13 protein-coding genes are annotated in these 20,437 nt (G+C 56.1%); 11 read left to right on the plus strand and 2 right to left on the minus strand.

All coding sequences use genetic code 11. The annotated features are described in order from the left end of the window. Window positions 1-25: 25 nt before the first annotated feature. Both IDH41_RS00145 and IDH41_RS00150 read right to left on the minus strand, forming a co-directional pair. Window positions 26-478, minus strand: coding sequence for a hypothetical protein (locus tag IDH41_RS00145; RefSeq protein ID WP_190857155.1), 453 nt, complete (start codon window positions 476-478; stop codon window positions 26-28). Then, a complete protein-coding gene (locus tag IDH41_RS00150) occupies window positions 460-678 on the minus strand; it encodes a hypothetical protein (protein ID WP_190857157.1) in 219 nt (72 codons plus the stop codon). Before IDH41_RS00150 ends, IDH41_RS00145 begins: the two co-directional genes overlap by 19 nt. 350 nt (window positions 679-1,028) lie before the next feature. Here IDH41_RS00150 and IDH41_RS00155 point away from each other — a divergent pair, with 350 nt between their 5' ends. The 11 genes from IDH41_RS00155 to IDH41_RS00205 all read left to right on the plus strand — a co-directional run bounded on the left by IDH41_RS00155 (window position 1,029) and on the right by IDH41_RS00205 (window position 20,368). Beyond that, window positions 1,029-2,288: a carboxylate--amine ligase gene (locus IDH41_RS00155; RefSeq protein WP_190857159.1), complete on the plus strand. Its 1,260-nt coding sequence runs from the start codon at window positions 1,029-1,031 to the stop codon at window positions 2,286-2,288. Between the two features lie 314 nt (window positions 2,289-2,602). Further along, a complete protein-coding gene (locus IDH41_RS00160; protein ID WP_190857161.1) occupies window positions 2,603-6,529 on the plus strand; it encodes a galactose-binding domain-containing protein in 3,927 nt (1,308 codons plus the stop codon). A 113-nt stretch (window positions 6,530-6,642) separates the two neighbouring features. Further along, window positions 6,643-7,758, plus strand: a complete 1,116-nt coding sequence (locus IDH41_RS00165) for a hypothetical protein (RefSeq protein ID WP_190857163.1) — start codon at window positions 6,643-6,645, stop codon at window positions 7,756-7,758. Between the two features lie 398 nt (window positions 7,759-8,156). Next, a complete protein-coding gene (locus IDH41_RS31875; protein WP_190857165.1) occupies window positions 8,157-10,013 on the plus strand; it encodes a sensor histidine kinase in 1,857 nt (618 codons plus the stop codon). Between the two features lie 23 nt (window positions 10,014-10,036). Next, window positions 10,037-11,593 (plus strand): response regulator transcription factor, encoded by a 1,557-nt coding sequence (locus IDH41_RS00175; protein ID WP_190857167.1) that lies wholly within the window; start codon window positions 10,037-10,039, stop codon window positions 11,591-11,593. A gap of 155 nt (window positions 11,594-11,748) precedes the next feature. Then, window positions 11,749-12,708: an ABC transporter permease gene (locus IDH41_RS00180; protein ID WP_190857169.1), complete on the plus strand. Its 960-nt coding sequence runs from the start codon at window positions 11,749-11,751 to the stop codon at window positions 12,706-12,708. A gap of 14 nt (window positions 12,709-12,722) precedes the next feature. Then, window positions 12,723-13,604 carry a carbohydrate ABC transporter permease gene (locus IDH41_RS00185; protein ID WP_190857171.1) on the plus strand — a complete coding sequence of 294 codons (882 nt, stop codon included), beginning with the start codon at window positions 12,723-12,725 and terminating at the stop codon, window positions 13,602-13,604. Between the two features lie 63 nt (window positions 13,605-13,667). After that, window positions 13,668-15,368, plus strand: coding sequence for an extracellular solute-binding protein (locus tag IDH41_RS00190; protein ID WP_190857173.1), 1,701 nt, complete (start codon window positions 13,668-13,670; stop codon window positions 15,366-15,368). 121 nt (window positions 15,369-15,489) lie between these two features. After that, complete coding sequence (locus tag IDH41_RS00195) at window positions 15,490-15,630, plus strand: hypothetical protein (protein ID WP_190857175.1); 141 nt, start codon at window positions 15,490-15,492, stop codon at window positions 15,628-15,630. Beyond that, window positions 15,627-17,798: a glycoside hydrolase family 88/105 protein gene (locus tag IDH41_RS00200; protein WP_190857177.1), complete on the plus strand. Its 2,172-nt coding sequence runs from the start codon at window positions 15,627-15,629 to the stop codon at window positions 17,796-17,798. The genes IDH41_RS00195 and IDH41_RS00200 overlap by 4 nt, the downstream gene beginning before the upstream one ends. Next, window positions 17,795-20,368 carry a hypothetical protein gene (locus IDH41_RS00205; RefSeq protein ID WP_190857179.1) on the plus strand — a complete coding sequence of 858 codons (2,574 nt, stop codon included), beginning with the start codon at window positions 17,795-17,797 and terminating at the stop codon, window positions 20,366-20,368. The genes IDH41_RS00200 and IDH41_RS00205 overlap by 4 nt, the downstream gene beginning before the upstream one ends. Window positions 20,369-20,437: the final 69 nt, after the last annotated feature.

Raw genomic sequence — 20,437 nt, forward strand, 5'->3', positions numbered from 1 at the left:
AAAACCTTGCGCTGGCAAGGTTCTTTCATTTTTTTCTCCGTGTCTTTAATTGCTCGTTGACTTTGTCCATCATTTTCTCGTAGTCATCTTTGTAGCGTTTGACAGAGTGCTGAACATCATCGAACTCTTTTATGATGTTTCGCTGATTTGCTTGCGAATGACAGTAGGACCATTCTAAATGATCGTACATGACGCCCATCATTTTTGTAGCCCATTCCAAGGAACGTTGGTCCTCCATTACGCGGTATGGAAAATCCGTATTAACGGCAATTAGATCAATATCCCGAGTTTTGTATAGACCTTGTGTGTAGGTGGCCACAACAAGACCGCCGACAACAATAGGAACTGTCACATGATTATCTTCAAATATCTTGGAGATGATGCTGGCGACTGCGAGATCTTGGCGCCATGTATCTGATATTTGTTTGACAGATTCGAACAATTCCCATAATGCGGGAGCTACATGTATTTCTTCCATGCCGTCACCAACTCATGTTTGGGCTTCGAAAACTTGCTTAGATCAAGTCGTTGTTCAATTATTCGCATTTCGACTGCGATCACTCGATTACGTTGTTCGATATCACGTGGTTTAGTTTCTGGCATTTCAGGAACGGCATGAGCAAAGTAAGTCACTTGAGCCTTCATGCTGTCGAGTATGGAATTGAGCTTCCGTTTCACTCGGAATTCCCTCCTTAGCCTGGATTAAATCAAGCTTAGTCAAAAAACTTGATTTTATACGTTAAGTCTATTGTACATCAATATTTGGGATTCGGGAATTATTTACGGGTTGACATCGCGGATCGAGAAGCGGGCGTTAATGAAGCTTTACCATGAGTTTTATAAATCCAATCGTTAGTCAGTGTGCAGTTGTATTTGTAATAGCACCTTACTGAGCAAGCGGACGGTAGGGTGCTACTTTGCATGTGTAATCGGCGGCTTTTTTCGATTATAGTGAATTAAGTGTAATTCATGCATTCATGCTTTCGGTTATAATAAGAGATAGGAAGGAAGTTGAACAAGGAGGAAACATGACTCGTTACGATGTTTTACCGATTATTCTCGGAAGCGACGAAAATGCATATGGAAACGTAAGACTCATCCACGAGTCTTACCAGATCAAGCCGCTGCTGCTGTGCACACGGCTGTTAACCCCAACCATGAATAGCAAATTATTTGATCTCATACAAATCGATCGATTTGATCATGATAGCGTATTTCCGGGCGCTCTGCTATCCATCTTGGAAAAAAACGCCGCCCCGAACAGAAAACTAATCGTCATTCCTTGCTCGGATTACTATGCGGGCATGATGACTCGGCATTATAGCAAATTCAAGGGACTTATCGGAAATCATTTTATATCCGAGGCTTTGCTTGATACGCTTGATACGAAAGATAAATTTTATAAATTATGCGAAAAACATGGACTGGATTATCCAAAAACGATCGTTTGCGAGCAGCATGAGCGCGAAACGGCGCTGGAACAAATGGATTTTCAATTCCCAATCGTCGTTAAGCCCGAGAACAGCAATGCCTACGCGTATTTGCATTGTCAGTTTGAAGGCAAAAAGAAGGTGTTTTTCTTTAACGCGAAGGATGAGTATTTATCAATGGTCCAGAACATGAAAACTTCCGATTATAAAGGAAAGTTAATTATACAGGAATTTATTCCCGGAGGGGACAGCTCGATGCGCGTCATCAATAGCTACTCCGACGACAACGGGAAAGTGAAAATGATGTGTCTCGGCCAGCCGGTGCTTGAGGAATATGCGCCGAAAACGCTCGGCAACTATGCAGCGATAATTAGTCGTTCCGATATGGAGATTTATCAAAAGGTAAAGGCATTTCTGGAAGAAATCGGTTATATCGGTTTTTCGAATATCGATATGAAATACGATAGCAGAACGGGCAAATATATGATGTTCGAAATTAACCCGCGACTAGGGAGAAGCAGTTTTTTTGTCAGGTCAGCAGGTCTTAACATGATAGCAGCGTTGATAGAAAATGTCGTCAGTGGCACAGACGCAGACTGCGTATACAGTGACCAAACAGCCCTTTGGACAAATGTACCGAAAGTCGTATTGCGAAAATATGTAACCGAACCGGAATTGTCCGCTGAAATTAAACAGCTGTACAAACAGAAAAAGGTGCTCACAACACTTTGGTATAAAAGGGACTTGAACCTGAAACGCATTTTAAAAGTTTCGAGGTATTATTTCGGCCATATCAAAAATTACAAACGATATTATTTTAACAAGAGACAAGCGGTATCCGCCGAATCGAGGGGATAGGAGCTTCTTGTCTGAGATTATTTTGGAAATTGTCATACGACTTGGCAATGAAGAATATGCGAGTTCTCAAAAACGGTCAAGACCCGCTCGGGTCTGGCCGTTTTCTTTTAAAACAGGCAAGAGGTCCGACCAATCCGGCAGAAGGGAGGGCTTCAGCCCGCAACGTCGTATTTTCGAGATTTCTCTTTAATAACTCAAGGAAAGCCGGTCAGGATACGTCTATAATAATCCTTGCACGCAAGAGGCTGCGAAATTGAAAGCGCATCCATCTTGGCGGCGGATTCAAAAATATTTTGACTTCGGGAGGTTTATTAATGAGAAGACCGATGGGATCAACGTTAGCGTACTTGCTTCTGGTCATCGCCGTCATGGCGGCGGGAATTGGGCCTATGGGCGCGCAAGCGGCAACGGGAACGACGTACTATGTCGACGATGTCGACGGCAACGATGCGAATGCCGGGACAAGTCCCGCGGCTGCGTGGAAGTCGCTCGAACAACTGAACGCCACGACGTTTCAACCGGGCGACGCCATTCTGTTCAAGGCGGGCGGCGTCTGGTCGGGGCAGCTGCATGCGAAAGGGTCGGGGGCGGACGGCAGCCCGATCACGATCGACAAGTACGGCGACGGGCCGAAACCGCTTCTGAACGGAGGAGGCGTCGACGCGACGATCTACTTCAACAATCAGGAGTACTGGGAAGTCCGGAATCTGGAAATTACCAACTACGAGGCGGAAGCCGGACAGCGGCGCGGCATTCACGTGACCGGCGTCAGCAACGGCTGGTCGAACCCGGAGAAGGTGTTCCGGCATTTCGTGTTCGAGTACCTGGACATCCACAGTGTGAAAGGCAGCGTCGCCAATGATTACGCGCACAACGGCGGCATTGTCGTATGGGATCCGAGCTGGAACTTCATCGTATCCGACGTGATCATCCGAAACAACAAGATCTATTCGCTGGATAGCGTGGGCATTTATTTGAACGGGGCGACCAGTGCCCATTCGTCCAATTTGCAGGTCGTGAACAATACGATTTACGATATCGCGGCGGACGGCGCCGTCTTGCTGAACACGACGGACGGCCTCATCGAAAATAACGTCGTCTACGACACGCACAAGAGAGCGAGCGGGTACCACGTGCCGCTGTGGACCTGGGGGACCCGAAACGCGGTCATCCAGTACAATGAAGTGTTCAACACGCATCCTGGCGGCGACGCAATGGCAATCGACTCGGACTACAACAGCGAAGGCACAGTCATTCAATATAACTACAGCCATCGCAACGCCGGGGGCTTCTCGCTTGTTGTGAATGACGGTACGAACGCGAGCAATTTCAACACCGATACGGTCATCCGCTATAACATCAGCCAGAACGACTATCACGGCGTTTTCAATTTCGTGGGGCCGACGGAGCATACGCTCGTCTATAACAACACCGTATACATTCCCGAGTACTCAAATACGAAGGTAGTGGACAATCTTAATTGGAACGGTTGGTCTGCCGACTACCACTTCTATAATAACCTGTTGGTTAATCACGGCACCGGCGGCTACAATTTCGGCTCGAGCACGAACTACACGTTCGACCGCAACCTGTTCCACGGCAATCATCCGGCGGACGTGCTCACCATGGACGCGAACAAGGTCGTCGCCGATCCGATGCTGGCGTCGCCGGGCTCGGCCGCGATCGGTCGAAGCACGACGGCCGGGTATCAGCTGCTGCAAGGGTCCCCGGCCATCGGAGCGGGCCGCATCGTTGCAAGCAACGGCGGCCTGGACTTTTGGGGCAATCCGGTGTCGGCGAATACGGCGCCGAACATCGGCGCTTACGAGGGAGCGGGACTGGATCCGAACAACCTGCCGCCGCTTCCGCAGCCGCCGGAATTGGCGAATTTGCTTGTCAATTCGGGCTTTGAAGCCGGCGATTTCGCCGGGTATCCGACTGCCTACAACGGGGCGGCGGTCGTGAGCGGGCAATCGCGCACCGGGCAGTATGCGGCAAGCCTTAGCAACGCGGTATCGGGCATCGAGCAAGCGGTGACCGGGCTTGCTCCGAACACGCTGTACGTGTTGTCCGGCTTCGGCAAACAGGCGAACGGCGGCGACGCGGTGCTAGGCGTCAAGGAATACGGCGGAGCGCTCAAGGACGTGAAATTCGACAGTACCCATTATTCAAAGAAGGAACTGACGTTCACGACAGGAAACGACGACACGAGCGCGATCGTTTACTTGTACAAGAACGGCGGGACGGGAACGGTTTATTTCGACGACTTGGTGCTGTACGAGTATGGGGAGGTGCTGCCGCTGGCCGAGCCGCCTGCTCTGCCGCCGCCGGGGCTGCAAAATCTCGCTCCGCTCGCTGCGCTGTCGGCCAGCTCATACCGGGTGAACAGCACAGCGGAATTTACGCCGGACAAGGCGGTTAACGGCATCAAGGATAACAATGCGGACAGATGGCTGACCGAGGTCGATGCGACGGCCCCGCACTGGCTTCAGATGGAATGGGAACAGCCGTACGAAATCAATGTGGTGCGGATATGGAGCGGACTCATCGGCGGCGGCAGCATCAGTTCGACCTTAGCCGACTATGAAATTCAGTATTGGGATGGCACCGGTTGGCGGACGGCGGCGTCCGTTGTCGGCAATACGAAGTATTACAACCATTTCGTCATCCATCCGGTTACGACCGACAAGGTGAGATTATGGATTACAAAAGCGACCGCCACTGACAATACGGCAAGGGTGTTCGAGATGGAGGTATGGGAGCATGACGAGAATGCCGACAATCCCGATCCCGTAGACGTCAGCTCCATCACCGTAAAAGGAACGGGCGGCGCGTCCTCGATTCATGAAATCGGCGGAACGCTGCAAATGATGGCGACGGTATCTCCGGCAGACGCGGTCAACAAATCGGTGACCTGGTCCGTAACCGATGAGGACGGAGGACCGACCGATGCCGCAACTATCAGTACAACCGGACTTCTGACCGCGCTAGCTCCCGGAACGGTGAAGGTTCATGCCGCGGCGAAAGACGGATCCGGCGTACAGGGTGAAAGCACGATCGTCATCGCCATTCCCGATCCGACCCATACGAATATTGCGCCGCTCGCCGAGTTGGCGGTCAGCTCGACTCACGCTACGCAAACCGCCGACAAAGCGGTGGACGGCATTAAGGATCAGAACGCGTCCAGATGGCTGTCCGAGCCGGGCGTACCCGAACCGCATACGTTCCAATTGACCTGGAGCGAGAATCAGGTCATCGACCGTGTGAAAGTATGGAGCGGGATCATAGGCGGCACCGGGTCGCGACTTCAAGACTACGAAATTCAATATTGGGACGGAAGCGCCTGGCAGACGGCGGCATCGGTCGTCGGCAATACGCAGGACGGTCATTTGGGACAATACAACGATCTCGTGTTCCCTGCCGTAACGACCGACAGCTTGCGAATGTATATTACGAAAGCAGGCTCCGGCAGCAGTACCGCAAGGGTGTTCGAAATCGAAGCATGGGGTAAGGCTGCTGTTCCGGTCAGCTCAATCGCGGTGTCGGGAGCAGGCGGCATTTCTGAGATTAACGGCATAGGCGGCACGCTGCAAATGGACGCAGCCGTTTCCCCGGCGGGCGCGACCGATCCGTCGGTGACCTGGTCCGTGTATGGCGAGGACGGCGGCGCGACTGAAGCGGCGTCGATCAGCTCCACGGGGCTGTTGACGGCGAATGCAGCCGGTATCGTGAAAGTAGTAGCGATGGCGAACGACGGCTCCGGGGTGAGCGGCGAAAGCCTCGTGACGATTACCGTATCAGAGCCTGAGAATGCCAATATCGCTCCTCTTGCCCAGGTGTCGGCGAGCTCGGTGCGTACAGACGGTTCGTTCCCGCCGGAATACGCCGTGGACGGCATCAAGAACAACAACGCATCAAGATGGTTGTCGGCCGGCGGCGACACGCCGCCTTACACGTTCGATCTGGAATGGAACAGCCAATATGTGATCGACAACGTGAAAGTATGGAGCGGTTTTGTGACCGGCGGCTCGGCGATCGCGGGTTACGAGATCCAGTATTGGAACGGCAGCGATTGGGCGACGGCGGCATCGGTTACAGGCAATACGACGACCATGAACAATCTGGAGTTCCCTGCCGTCACAACGAACAAGATGCGGTTGTATATTACGAAACCTGCGCCCTCTTCTTCCGAAACGACGGTAAGGCTGATTGAAATGGAGGCGTGGGGCTACGAGGCATAGGAGAATGCTGCCTCCGGCCGACAAGGCGATCATTGACGTGCGCGGTCTCGTCACCGTGAAAAGAACGTAGGCGAGATTTTTCGAGAAACGTGCGGAAGACTGGGGGGACGGTCTTGACTCAAAAAAACAAACGCCTGCTTCCGAATCGAATGGCGATTGTGATCTGCGCGTTCGTACTGGCGGCGGGGTTGGCGATTGTCGGATTCGTTAGCTCCGGCGAATCGGCGGAAGGACCGGATGAAGCGATCGTAGTTACGGTCAACGGCGACCCTGTCACCGCCGTAGAGTTTAGCCGGTTGCTCCGCAAGCAAAGGGCAGCTGTCATCGACGATTTCAAACGAACCTATGGCGCCGAACCCGACAAAGGCTTCTGGCACACCGAATTCAACGGGGAGGTGCCTGCCGATACGGCGAAGCAAAGGGCCTTATCGGAAGCTGTGAAGCTGAAACTGCAACTGAATCTTTCCAAATCCTACGGGATTATTCAAGGAACTTCGTACAGCGATCTGCTTGCTGAAATGGAGAAGGAAAATGCGCGAAGAAGCGCAGCCTTGCACGCCGGCCGTCCGGTATATGGACCGATCCGGTTTGATGAACATACATTTATCGATTGGTATATCAGCAAAGTATTGATCGAGTTGAAAGAGAAGCTCTTCTCAGATGCGATTGCGGTAACGGACAAGCAATTAAGAGAGCATTACGAGATGATCAAGGATGATTGGTTCAGGCTGGAAGACAGCGTCCGGTTCCACGAAATTTCGGTTTCCTATACACGGGACGGGCTGCAAAGCGATCGAGTCAAACAGAAACAGGCAAAAGAAAGGATGGAAGCCGTCAAACAGCTGCTGGAACGCGGCAAAACCGCGGAGGAAGCGGTAAATCAGTTGCAGAGCGAAACAGGCGAGCTTGAATTGGTCTTTACCGAAGAGCATTTTAATAATGATTCGGCGCGGAAATATTTCAAATCGCAACCCGAACTTTACGAATGGCTGGCAGACCCGGCAAATGCCGACCGGGTCAGTGCGGTTATCGACAACCCCGCCGCAGGCCGGTATGTTCTGGCGAAGATCGTCGGGAGAGAGTCCGGCGGCTACAGCAGCTATGAGGAGCAAGTCAGGCAAGTCCGAAATCATTACACGGATGTCAAGTTTGATGAATATTTGAATAAGTTGATCGACGAGGCGGAAGTGCGGGTTGAAGACCGCTATTACAAGCTTTCAATGGAATAGCATAACCTTTGATTCTCTTGCAAGGAATTAGATTTAGATGACCAAAAGAAGCCTGGACACTAGGTCCCGGCTTCGTTCAATTAAAATACAATCCGGGCAATCCGGAATTTGGTATCTATTGAGACGCGGGCGATCTTTCTATTTCTTGAAAATACACTCGAATTTCTTTAATAATCATTTAATTGACCGTTCCAAGTCCGATATGTCGTTGTTGCTCCGCAATCCGCGATGGTAAGATGGAAGAAAAAACGCGTCCGACGCAACAACCCGGAAAGGATGCAGCGCTCATGCTCAGGATCGATACATGGCTTCTTCGAATAAAACGCTGCAAGCACAAACTCAAACTCAATCGCATCCGGCTTCGGAGTGAACAAATCCGCAAATCCGAAGGCGGGAACGTGAAGGTGGCTATGGAGCATGAAAACGAGTCCGGAACCGAACATAACCGTAAAGCAAAGCCGTCAGGGAAGCCCGCGAGGAGCTTCTCAAGGCATCTTGCGTTCCGTCTGTCGCTTGTCATCATGGCGGCTTTCCTCGTGTCCGGCTCTATCTCCTATCTCATCCACGTTCGCTTGTTCACGGACGAAGTGAGCAAGCAATTCGCCAAGGCCAACGAGCAGGCGGCTTCCCGCCTCGACCTGCAGATCCGCGATATATACCGGATTTCCAACTTCGTCGTGTTCCATCCTTATGTGCAAGGGGTGTTGAAGCGTTCCGCGGCCGTGGTCAACCGGGAAGCCTTCATGAAAATCTACGATCAAAACGAGCTGGAGAAGCTGCTCATGCAAGTGAAATTCGACGAGAACAAGCTGTATACGATGTATTTGTTCGACACGGAGGATAACGGCTTCTATTTCACGACGTCTAACACGGCGCCGACCCTGCTTCGATCGGATATTTACGATGAAGTGAAGACCCGTCTGGAGTCGACGATGGGCAATCTGATCTGGTTCCCCGCGCAGATTCTCGAGCAGGGCTCGGACCAGCTGCGCAACGTTTACGTCGCGGCCCGTTATATGAAGGATTTGACACAGGTCAAGTACGGCATTATGGTCATGCTGTTCGAAGAGTCGCTGTTCTCGGAGGATCTGAACGAGCTCGCGCGGGACGAGAAGGCGAACGTGTTCTTGTACGACAGGCTGGACCGTCTCGTATACACGGACATGAAGGACGGCGAGACGGTTCCGGATCCGTCCAAGATCGAGACGGACATGACGGAGACGGCGGGCGGCATTTCGTACGTGTATGTCAAAAGCCAATCGAAACAGGTCGACTATACGCTGATCAGCCGCGTATCGCTCGACGAGCTGAAAAGCCGAAGCTCGATCATCTTCCAGGCGAATATCGCGATCGGCTTGCTTGGCGCGGCGGTTGCCAGCGTACTCGTCATGTTGACGGGCAATCGTCTGCTGCGGCCGCTCAGGCAGCTGGTGACCGCCATGCGCCGCATGCGGGCGGGGAACTTCGATACGCGGATCGGCATCCGTACGAACGACGAGCTTGGCTTCATCAGTGAGAGCTTCAATGACATGGCCCGCAACATCAAGTCGCTGATCCAGGAGGTGTACGAGCGCCAGCTGAATGAGCGCGAAGCGGAGCTGACCGCGCTGCAGGCGCAACTGAACCCGCATTTTCTGCATAATACGCTCGACACGATCTATTGGAAGACCTATCTGCAAGAAGACAAGGAGACGGCGAAGCTCGTCGTCTCGCTCTCGGACATGCTGCGCTACGCGCTGGAGCCGGTAGACAAGCACACGACGCTGCGGGAGGAGATGACCCAGACCCGCAATTACTTGATGATCCAGAGTTCGCGCTTCGGAGAAGGCTTGCATGCGATGATTCATGCGGACGAGGACATTCTGGAGGAGCCCGTGCCCCGATTAATTCTCCAACCGCTTGCGGAGAACGCTTTCGTACACGGCTTCGCCGATAAGACGGACGGCAAGACTTTGATGATTCGGGCAGTGCGGATTCAATTGAACGGTAAGGATGCGATTCGTATCGAAGTCAAGGATAACGGCAAGGGGATGGCGGAGGACGAGATCAAGACGCTGATGGCGCAGGCTATGCGCACAAGCGGGCAAGCCGTTCCATCCAAGACGGCTGACGGGAAGCGCAGGGTGCCGATCGGTCTTCGCAGCGTTGTGCGGCGGATCAAGCTGCTATACGGCGAGCCCTACGGCGTGACGATCGAATCGAAGACAGGCGGCGGAACGTGTATCCGCGTGACGCTGCCTTGCGAGGGCGACTAGACGACCAAGAGGGAGATGGCGGCATGAGAGGCACGATGTTGATCGTCGACGACGAACTGATTATCCGCAAGGGGCTCGCGAAGCTGATCGACAGCAACGTTACCGGCTGGGTCGTGATCGGGGAAGCGGACAACGGCCAGGAAGCCATTCGGAAGATGACCGACCTGCAGCCGCAGCTTGTGCTGACGGATATCCGCATGCCCCTGGCTGATGGCCTGGAGGTGGCGAAGCACGCGGCGCAGCGCATGCCGGAGACGGCAGTCGTCATCCTGACCGGGCATAGGGATTTCGAATATGCGCAGGCGGCTCTTCGCTATGGCGTTAGGGATTTCCTGCTCAAGCCATGCTCGGAGGAAGAGCTGTGCAGAGTGCTGCGGAAGGCCTACGAGGCCGTGCGCGAGAAAGATCTGTCGCGGGAGAAGGAAACGCGGCGAAACCGGCAGCAGGAGGAGCAGTTGCTCCGTTCCATGCTGCTTCGGCTTCCGTGCGAGGAAGAAGCGCTGCGACCGGTGGAGGGCAGACTCATCGGCCGCGAGCTGTGGCTGCTCCGTATCGCGACGTACGTGCCGGAGTCGCGCGGTTACCGCAAGCAAGACATGAAGCTGCTGCAATTCGCAGTCGGCAACATTATCGAGGAGATGCTCAACAACCGGACGAAGGGGCATCGATGGTTCCCGCTGGAATTTAACGAGATCGCCTTTTTTCTGGAGAAGCGCGAGACGAATGCGTCCATGCTCGAAGAGACGGCCGCTAAGCTGGACGAATTGCTGGGGCTTGATGCCGTAACGTCCTTCTGCGGCGTGATCGAGCGTTTCGGGGACGCGGAGCGTCTGTACGGCACGAAGGTATCCGGCAGGGGAGAAGCGGCGAGACCTGCCGCGGGCAGCGCCGGGAAACCTTCCGGCGCTCTCGAGAGCTTCGACGAGGAGAGGGTGCGCACGTATGCCGGCGAATTGACGTCGCTCCTGTTCCTTGGCAGGCACGCGGAGCTGCAGTCGTATCTGGCGAGGCTGGCCGGCAACGTGGCCGACGCGGGTACGGAAGAAGAAGAGCGGAAGATGAACGCGCTTAGCGCCGCGATCGCGCTGAACGAGGTCATTCGGAAGGAACTCGGGCACAAAGCTGCGGATATCGGCCTCGGAGACAGGATCGGCAAGCTAAGCCGATTGCAAGGCCGAGAGGCGTTGAGCGAATGGTTCGGCGAACGGCTTGCCTCCTTCGAGCAGGCATTCCAGAGCTGGCTGGGGGAGCGCAATTCCGGTTCCGTCGAGCAGGCCATTCGTTACGTGGAAGAGCACTATATGAAGGACTGCAGCCTGGGAGCGGCTGCCGCTCACGTTCATCTGAGCACCAATTATTTCGGCAATCTGTTCAAGCGGGCGACCGGAGAGAGCTTCAATGCTTATGTCGCGGGGTACCGCCTGAAGAAAGCGAAGCTGCTTCTGGCCAACACGGATATGAAAATCGCGGAAATCGCCGAAGCGATCGGCTACATGGACTCCAACTATTTCGCGACCGCCTTCAGGCAGGGCGAGGGCATGACTCCCACGGAATTCCGGAAATCGAAGAACCGCCATTAGCGAATTTCTCGAGAAACCGCCTTTCGGCATCGCCGCGGGCGGTTTCTCGCATTCGCAATCCTTCAAAATTGAAGATAATGCATCGATGAACGAAGGCGGGTTTCCTTCCCCGTGTCCTATAATAAATTCAACGACACAAGGAAAGGAGCTGCGGCATGGAGACAACTACGGCGGCAACAACGGAGAAGCGGCTGCCCCGATCCGCGAAGACAGGCAGATGGAGCAAGCGCGTCCTGCGCGCCAACATTCCGCTTATTCTATTGTTTTTGCCAGGAGCGCTGTATTTCATTATTTTCAAATACGTGCCGATGGGCGGCCTGATGATCGCGTTCAAGGATTACAATTTTCATGACGGCGTCTTCGGAAGCCCGTGGGTCGGGATGAAGCATTTTGACACGATCTTCAGTCAGCCCCACACTCTGAACGTCATCCGCAACACGGTGATGCTGAGCCTGCTGAACGTATTCGTCGGCTTTCCGTTCCCGATCATTCTGGCGATATTGCTGAACGAAGTGCGACGTGCCTGGTTCAAGAAGACCATTCAGACAATCGTGTATTTGCCCCATTTTTTCTCGTGGGTCATCATCGGGGGGTTCGTCGTGACGCTGTTCTCGATGGATTCGGGGACGATTAATCATTGGATCGAGAGATGGTTCGGAGATTCATACCCCTTCTTGTACAAGCCGTTGTCCTGGATCGCGATCTATCTGGGCTCCGGGATATGGAAGGAGATCGGTTTCGGGTCGATTATTTATTTGGCGGCGCTGACGTCAATCGATCCCAGCCTCTACGAATCGGCGAGTCTCGACGGCGCCAACAAGTTCAGGCAAATTTGGCATGTTACGATACCGGGCATCAGCACGACGATCATCCTTCTGTTCATCCTGTCCATGGGACGCGTCATGGAGGTGGGCTTCGACCAAATCTACGTTCTGCAGACGCCGATGGTCACCGATATTGCGGACGTTATCAGTACGTATATCTATAATACCGGCCTTAAGGGCGCGCAGTTCAGCCTGACGTCGGCGCTTGGGATGTTCGAGTCGATCGTCGGTTTAATCCTGGTGCTCTCCGCGAACGCCATCGCGAGGAAATACGACAGGGGACTGTGGTAAGGAGTGACTATTCGATGAAAGCTTCCAGAGGCGAGAAAATATTTTATGGCGTCAATTACGCGTTGTTGATCCTGCTGGGCATCACGTGCCTGTTCCCGTTGCTCAATACGATCGCGCTGTCGCTAAGCGATATTCACGAGATCGAATCCGGCAACGTTACTTTCTATCCAATCGGCTGGAACACCGAAGCGTTCCGGTCGTTGATCGAAGGCACCCGTATCGTGGAGGCGTTCCGCAACAGCGTGGTCATTACGATCGTAGGCGTGACAGCCAGCATGGTCGCGACGATTATTACGGCGTATCCGATCTCCCGGCGAATCTTCATCGGCCGCAGGCCGTTCACGCTCGGCATCGTCTTCACCATGCTGTTCTCGGGAGGGTTGATTCCGACGTATCTCGTCGTGAATTCGCTCGGACTCGTGAATTCGTATTCGGCGCTGTGGCTGCCCGGTTTGATCAGCGCGTACAACCTGCTCATCATGCGGACCTTCTTCGAGAACATTCCGGACGACATCGACGACGCGGCCCGTATCGACGGCTGCTCCGAGATGGGCTATCTGCTGCGCGTCGTGCTGCCGCTTTCCATGCCGGTTATCGCGACGCTGACGCTGTTCTACGGCGTCAGCAATTGGAACATGTTCATGAATGTCCTGATTTATATTAACGAGACGGAGAAGTACAACTTGACGGTTCTGGTACAGAATATGATCAAGAGCCAGAGCCTTCTCCAGGAGATTGTCAACACCGGGGTCACGGACGACGATCAGCTTGCAATCGTGCCCGAATCGATCAAATCGGCAGGCGTGCTCGTCATCGTGCTGCCTATGCTGGCGGTCTATCCATTCATTCAGAAGTTCTTCGTGAAAGGCGTCATGCTCGGTTCCGTCAAGGGCTGAGCCGATCATAAACGCGGCGCCGTATAATCGCGCCATTATTTCAAACAGAAAAGGGGAAATGAAATGACCAGGAAATTATGGGTATCCGGTCTGGCGACGCTCGCGCTCGTCGCGGGAACGCTGCTGTCGGGCTGTTCGAACAATGGAGAGAACGCCGGCTCGAATGGAGGAACAGACCGGAATTCCGGGGCATCGACGGACGGCGGGCCGAAGGAAGCGGAGCGCAAGGACATCTCCGTCATGATCTACGACCGAGGCCGCGTAACGCCGGACCAGGGGACGATCGAGGAGAACTTCTGGACGAAGTGGATGAACGAGAACGGGCCGGCCAACGTCAAGTACGTGGCGATCCCGCGCTTCGAATCCGCGGATAAGCTGAACGTGCTGTACGCTTCGGGCAGCGCTCCCGACCTGATTTTGGAATACAACCAGAAGATTCGCAATCCGCTCTACCAGCAGAAGCAATTGCTGCCCCTCGACGATCTGATCGACGAATACAGCGTCGAGTACAAGCAATACATGGAAAAGTATCCGATCTTGAGGAAGGCGGGTACGGAGAGCGACGGCAAGCTGTACTACTTCGGCAAAGTGAACTACGTCACTCCGAATCGCGGCGTTTTGATCCGTAAGGATTGGCTCGACAAGCTGAATCTGTCGATGCCCAAGACGACGGAAGAGCTGTATAACGTCGTGAAGGCGTTCGCGGAGCAGGATCCGGACGACAATGGCAAGAAGGATACGTACGGCATCGCGCTTAGCGGCGATACGGTGGCGAGCCTGCAGCAAATGTTCGGCGCGACGAGCAAGTGGGCCGTTCAGAACGGCGAGCTCGCCGTCGACTGGAACCGAAGCACCGACTACACGGCGTTCGCGAAGCGACTGTTCGACGAAGCGCTCATCGACCGCGATTTCTCGACGGACAACGGCACGAAGGCGAAGCAGGACTTCATTAACGGCAAGCTGGGCATATTCGGCTTCCTCAACGATCCCGTGCAGGCGCAGTTGCAGTTGATCGATCCGCTGAAGAAGAATGTGCCGGCAGCCGAGCTTGCGTTCCTGCCATATCCGACAAGTCCGGAAGGCACTTTCCTGCCGACGTTGAGAAATCCGGTGCAATCGCCTGGGGCGATCAGCGCGACGGCGAAAAATCCCGATTCGGTCATGAAATACGTCGACTTCTTGCTGAACGAGAGCACGTCGAACGCCTTGTCTTATGGCGTGGAAGGCACGCATTACGAAACGGCGGAAGGCTGCCCGGCCATTATCGACACGGACAAGGCACAGAAGGAAGTCTCTTACTTAACCGGCGACATGCGGCTGCTTACCGCCAGCGGCGGGGAGATCACGAAATGCGATATGCCGCTCATGCAATATAAGAACGACGAGCGCAAGCAGGAATACCAAGATTTCTATGATTCTTTTATCGATACGTATATGACGTTCGACCGCGCTTATCCGGAGCTGACCTTATCCGAGCTGATGCCGACTTTGCCGAACGATCTGGCAACGATCGAATCGAACGCCGACAAAACGATGAAGGATATTTGGCTGAAGGCAATCGTCGGCGGGTCGAAGTACACGGTCGAGAAAGCGCTGGAGGACGCACGGAAGGAATGGGATGCCGCCGGCGGCAAGCAAGTCGAAGATTGGTATAAGAACTGGTACGAGAACGACAAGGACAAAGCCATTCTTGCGGACGAGGTCATCGATCTCGCGAAACAGACGTACGACGATTACAAGACGATCCGTTCAGAACTGAACTAACGAGTCTAAGAGACGAGAGACCTTGGAGTCTCGCGAGCTCAAACTAGACGGAAGGAGGAAAGGCTGGCGCTTCGGCGTCCGGTTCTTGCCTCCTTCTTCACGCCCTGGAGGAATGACGCTCATGACCAATATCATCTACATGCAAACCCGCGACAAGGGGATTCAGCCGTACGGCCATCCGGTCGAGACGCCCCGGCTGATGGAGCCGGCGCGTTTCGGGCACGTCATCTATCCGCCTTATGAAGAGGGGGCGGGAGCATGACGACGTTATTTCCGAAGCACCGAAGCGCGGCGGTTCGACTCGGCCATGACGATATCGACGGCGTCATACGCTTAATTGCGGGCAAGTATATGGGCGACCACCCGCCGCTCCCTTACGTATACCGAGCGTTCCGGACCGGCGGCGTGCGGCAGGAGGCGGACGGACGCTTTGACCTGAATCTGCGGGAGCGGCTCCCCGGCTCCGAGTACGGGCAATCCGCCTTCGCGCTCGGGCTCGTCTGGAGCGACGAGAAGCGTTGGATCGAGCTGGCGGTCAGCTGCTACGGCCCTATGAAGCTGTGGGTGAACCGTATGCCCGTCTACAAGTCGGGCATCGCGGAAGAGGTCAACCGCGAGGTCGTGAAGACGTTCGGCGTCGAGCTGGAGGAAGGCTGGAACGAGCTCTGTCTTCAGCTGCGCGACGCTCCGTCCGGCTTCGGCTGCCTGATCGGATCGGCGAGGAGCAAGTGGGTGCCTCTCGACGTGCTGTCGCCGTTCCGCGAGCGCGAGGGAGAAGCGGGCTGGGTATATTCCGAACCCGGGCGGGAGAGCTGGCGCGACGCAGGGAAGGCGCTGCCGGACGCGCTGGAAGCCGAAGCGGTTAGCGGCCTGATCTGGCATCCGCGCGAAGCAGCTTCGTCGGACGGCGGCACCGGCGCCTTCACGCTCTGGTGGAGCAAGCTCCGTCAGCCGTATGCCAGGGCCGTCGACGTTCGTTTCAAGGGTGACGCGGCCGGCACCGCAAGTCTGTACGTGGACGGGAAGCTCGTGCGCGAGGGATTCGGCAGGGCTCTGGAAGCAGATTTGCGGCTGGATTACGGCGATCATGACGTCGTCCTGATCGCCGACGCTCCTGTCACGCTCGGCGCGTCTTGCGCAGCCGGAGACGATGGCAGTCCTTCCGGGCTGTCATTCGCGTGCCCGCATCCGGTTCACGGCTTCGCGGGCGCATGGCTGACGCTCGGCGGCTTCGACGAGCCGCCGGCGGACATCGCTCGCGAAGGTCCCGCCATCGCGAAGCTGTACGCGAATCGGGGGGATTCCCGGTATTGGCGGACGGACGACGGCGCGGCGGTGCGGCCCTACATCGCGAACAAGCTGTTCGGACGGTGGACCTACCCGCTCGGCGTGACGCTGTACGGCTTGCTGCGGGCGGGCGAGCATTTGAAGCGGGAGGACATCTCCGCTTACGCGGCGTCGCACCTGCAGGCATGCGTTGACACTTACGCGTATTCGCGCTGGGATGGGGAGACGCAAGGATATCCGTCCGTCAACCATCAGCTCGTCGAGATGGCGATGCTGGACGATTGCGGCTCCTGCGGCTCGGCGATGCTGGAGGCGGCGAAGCGGTCGCTGGTCGGCGGCTGGGAGCAGGCGGCGGAGGACATCGCCGATTACATGCTTCGCCGGCAGGAGCGGAAGCCGGATGGTGCGTATTACCGCAGGCAGATCGGCTATTTCATGGAGAACACGATGTGGGCGGACGATCTCTACATGAGCGTGCCGTTCCTGATCCGTTACGCGGAGCTGGCCGGACAGCCGGAAGGTCTGGACGAGGCGGCGCGGCAGTTCCTGCTGTTCCGCGATTACTTGTATATGCCGGCGAAACGGCTGATGAGCCATGTCTACGACTTCAAATACGGCACGCCGACGTACGTGCCTTGGGGGCGGGGCAACGGCTGGGTGCTGTTCTCCTTGTCCGAGCTGCTGGAAGCTCTCCCGAGGCGGCATGCCGCGCACGGGGAACTGCTTGGCTTCTTCCGGGAGCTGAGCGCCGGCGTGCTGGACGTGCAGGGCGCAAGCGGCCTATGGCATCAAGTGCTGGACGAACCGGACGCTTACGAGGAGACGTCTTGCACGGCGATGTTCGTCTACGCTTACGCCAGAGGCCTCCGTCTGGGTCTGCTCCCCGAGAAGCAGGGCTACGAGCGCGCCGCGGAGCGAGGTTGGCGCGCGCTCGCCGAGCGGTCGATCGACGAATCGGGCAACGTGCACGGCGTCTGCGTCGGTTCCCGCTACGCCTTTTCGTCGGACTATTACAAGAATGAGCTGCCGTGGGCGACGAACGACACGCATGGCATCGGCATTGTCATGCTTGCGGGAGTTGAAATCGCCAAGCTGCGAGAATCTTATGCCAATAAGGCGAGCGAAGGAGAGGGCGAAGCATGAGGGGAACATTTATGAGCAACGCACGCGTAACGAGCGGAGAGCCGATGCGGCAGTGGCTCTGCGCGGGACCGTTCGAGACGGACGTGTCCCGGCTATACGTCACCAATTACGAGGTGCCGCTGGAGCCGTTCCTGCCGATCATGAGAGAGGCGGAGCGGCAGGCGAGGGACTGCACGCCTGCGGAAGGTCATGCCGTGGAGCTGTTCGGGCAGACCTCTTCATGGGCGCTGAAGCGATGCGACCCGTCCGAGGCCAAGATGACCTGGGCGCGCTTCGGCGAATACGCGCGCTTCCTGACGACGTGCGCGTATGCGCGAGTCGTTGCCGACAAGGCGGGCACCTACCGGTTCCGCCTTTGGGCGGCGGGAAGCATCGTCGTATTCGCCGGCGGCAAGGAGTCGTTCCGCCACGAGCGGCTCGGGCGCACGGAGGGGGAATTCCGGTTCGAGGCCGAGCTGGGACAAGGCGCGAACGATCTGCTGGTCGTCCTTTGCAACGTTCATCTGCACTGCACGAATTCGTTCATGCTGATTCCAGAGAGCGACGGCCTTGCGACCGAGCTGCCGCTCCTCGGAAATCCCGCCGGCCGCGAACGGATCGAAGCGGATTTCGCAAAATTTTATTTGCGGCAATATGTCATGAGCGGCGAGGATCGGCTGACGCTCGAGACGGAGGGGAGTTTGGACGCTTCGGGCACTTGGCGGTTCTCCGTCTACCCGAGCGTCAAGGGCGTGAAGCTGTCCGCCGCGCCCGTCTGGTCGGCCTGCCGACGGCTTGTCGACGGCAGCCCGCAAGAGCTCTGCGGCTGCGCGGAGCTTAGCTCGCTTGGCGAATATTCGCTTTATATCGATTATGAAGCGGAGGACGGCTCGCGCGTCGAGGGCGTCCGGCTGACGTTCTACCGCATCGACTTCATCGACTGCCCCAAGACGGCTTCGTTCGCGGAGCGGAAAGCCGATCTCATGCGCAGGTATGCCGGCGGCGAAGCGTTCGTTCCATCCGCTTACGGCACGGTGGCGAAGCGTAACGGCGTCTATCGCGAGTTGATCAAGCTTGCGCTCGGGGGCAAGCCCGACGAGAAGGCGATCGAGGAGACGATCGCCTACATCGACGGCAGATACGACTGCGCGGATTTCGCGATGCATGGGCTGATCCGGCTGTATGCCAGGCACCGGAACGGCGTCGTGCTGCCGCAACAATTGCTGGCGTCGATGAAGCGCTGCATTCTGGAATTCAAGTATTGGGAGGACGAGCCCGGAAGATCGATGATGTTCACCAGGTCGGAGAATCACGAGATTCTCTTCTTCAGCGCGGAATATTTGGCGGGGCTCCTGTTCCCGGAGGAGAACTTCGCGAACAGCGGCCAGAACGGCCTCTTCCATATTCAGAAGGGCAAGTCGATGACGGAGCGCTGGATTAAGGAGAAGGGAACCTACGGCTACATGGAGTGGCACTCGAACACGTATTACGAAGAAGACTTGCTCGCGCTGCTCAATCTGTACGACTTTGCCGAGAGCAACAGCTACCTGCGCATACTCGCCAAGCAGCTGATCGATCTGACCGTCTTCATTATCGCCACCCACAGCCACAAGGGCGTCATGGGCACGACCCACGGCAGATGCTACGAGGAGACGGTCATCCATCCGGAGCTTGAGGCGATGAGCCATCTCAACTGGCTGTTGTTCGGAGCGCCGAAGCGGCTGCGCGCCGACAGATTGTCCATCGGCGCGGCCGCGCTTATTGACAGCGGCTACGAACCCGATCCGGCGCTCGAAGCGATCGCAAGCGACGAATCGGAGAGGCTCACGCTGACCCGAATGGGACTGTTCCCGCACGAGGGACTCGGCGGAGTCAATTGCTCTACGTACCGGACGAAGGACTATATGGTATCCGGTCTGGTCGAATCGCAGGCGGGCAGGCACGGCCATCAGGTGCAGGCGGGCCAGGTGCTTCTGGACGGAAGCCTTCCGGTGTTCGTCACATGCTTCGACAATAAGTCCGAGTCGACGCGTCCCTCCTACTGGGGCGGCCAATACGTTATGCCGAAGACGATCGCCTGCCGGAACGTGCTCGCCTACGTCTACCGGATCGACGGCCCGATCGGTTACACGCACTGCTACTTCCCTTTCGAGCAGTTCGACGAGACGCGGGATGCGGGCAAGTGGCTGTTCGGCAGGAAGGGCCGCGCTTACGTCGCGGCGTATTCGCTGAAGCCTTGCGAGCGAACCATATCCGGCAAATATAAGAACCGGGAGCTCATATGCTACGACAAGCGCAACATCTGGATCATCGAAGCGGGCAGCGAGGCGCAGCACGGATCGTTCGACGCGTTCGTTCAAGCCGTCGCCAATGCCAGGCTGATCGAAGCCGGCGACGAGGTAGACTATGCGTCTCCGCTTGCCGGCGAATTGCGGCTTAGCTGGGAACGAACATGCCTGCGGGACGGCGAGCCGGTGCTGGCGGATAACTATCCGCTCATCCGTAACGAGCTCGCCGAGAGCGAGTACGGCAGCGGGTTGTCCGAATTGCGGCTAGGCGGCAAGAAGCGGATTTTGAATTTCAAGCTATAGGGCGCTGAGTGGCGAGCAGGTTCTCGGCAAAGTCATTCAATCCTGTGAGAATGAGGAGAGGGACGCATG

Origin of the sequence: Paenibacillus arenilitoris (assembly GCF_014705655.1) — a bacterium.
In the GTDB taxonomy this organism is placed as follows: domain Bacteria; phylum Bacillota; class Bacilli; order Paenibacillales; family Paenibacillaceae; genus Pristimantibacillus; species Pristimantibacillus arenilitoris.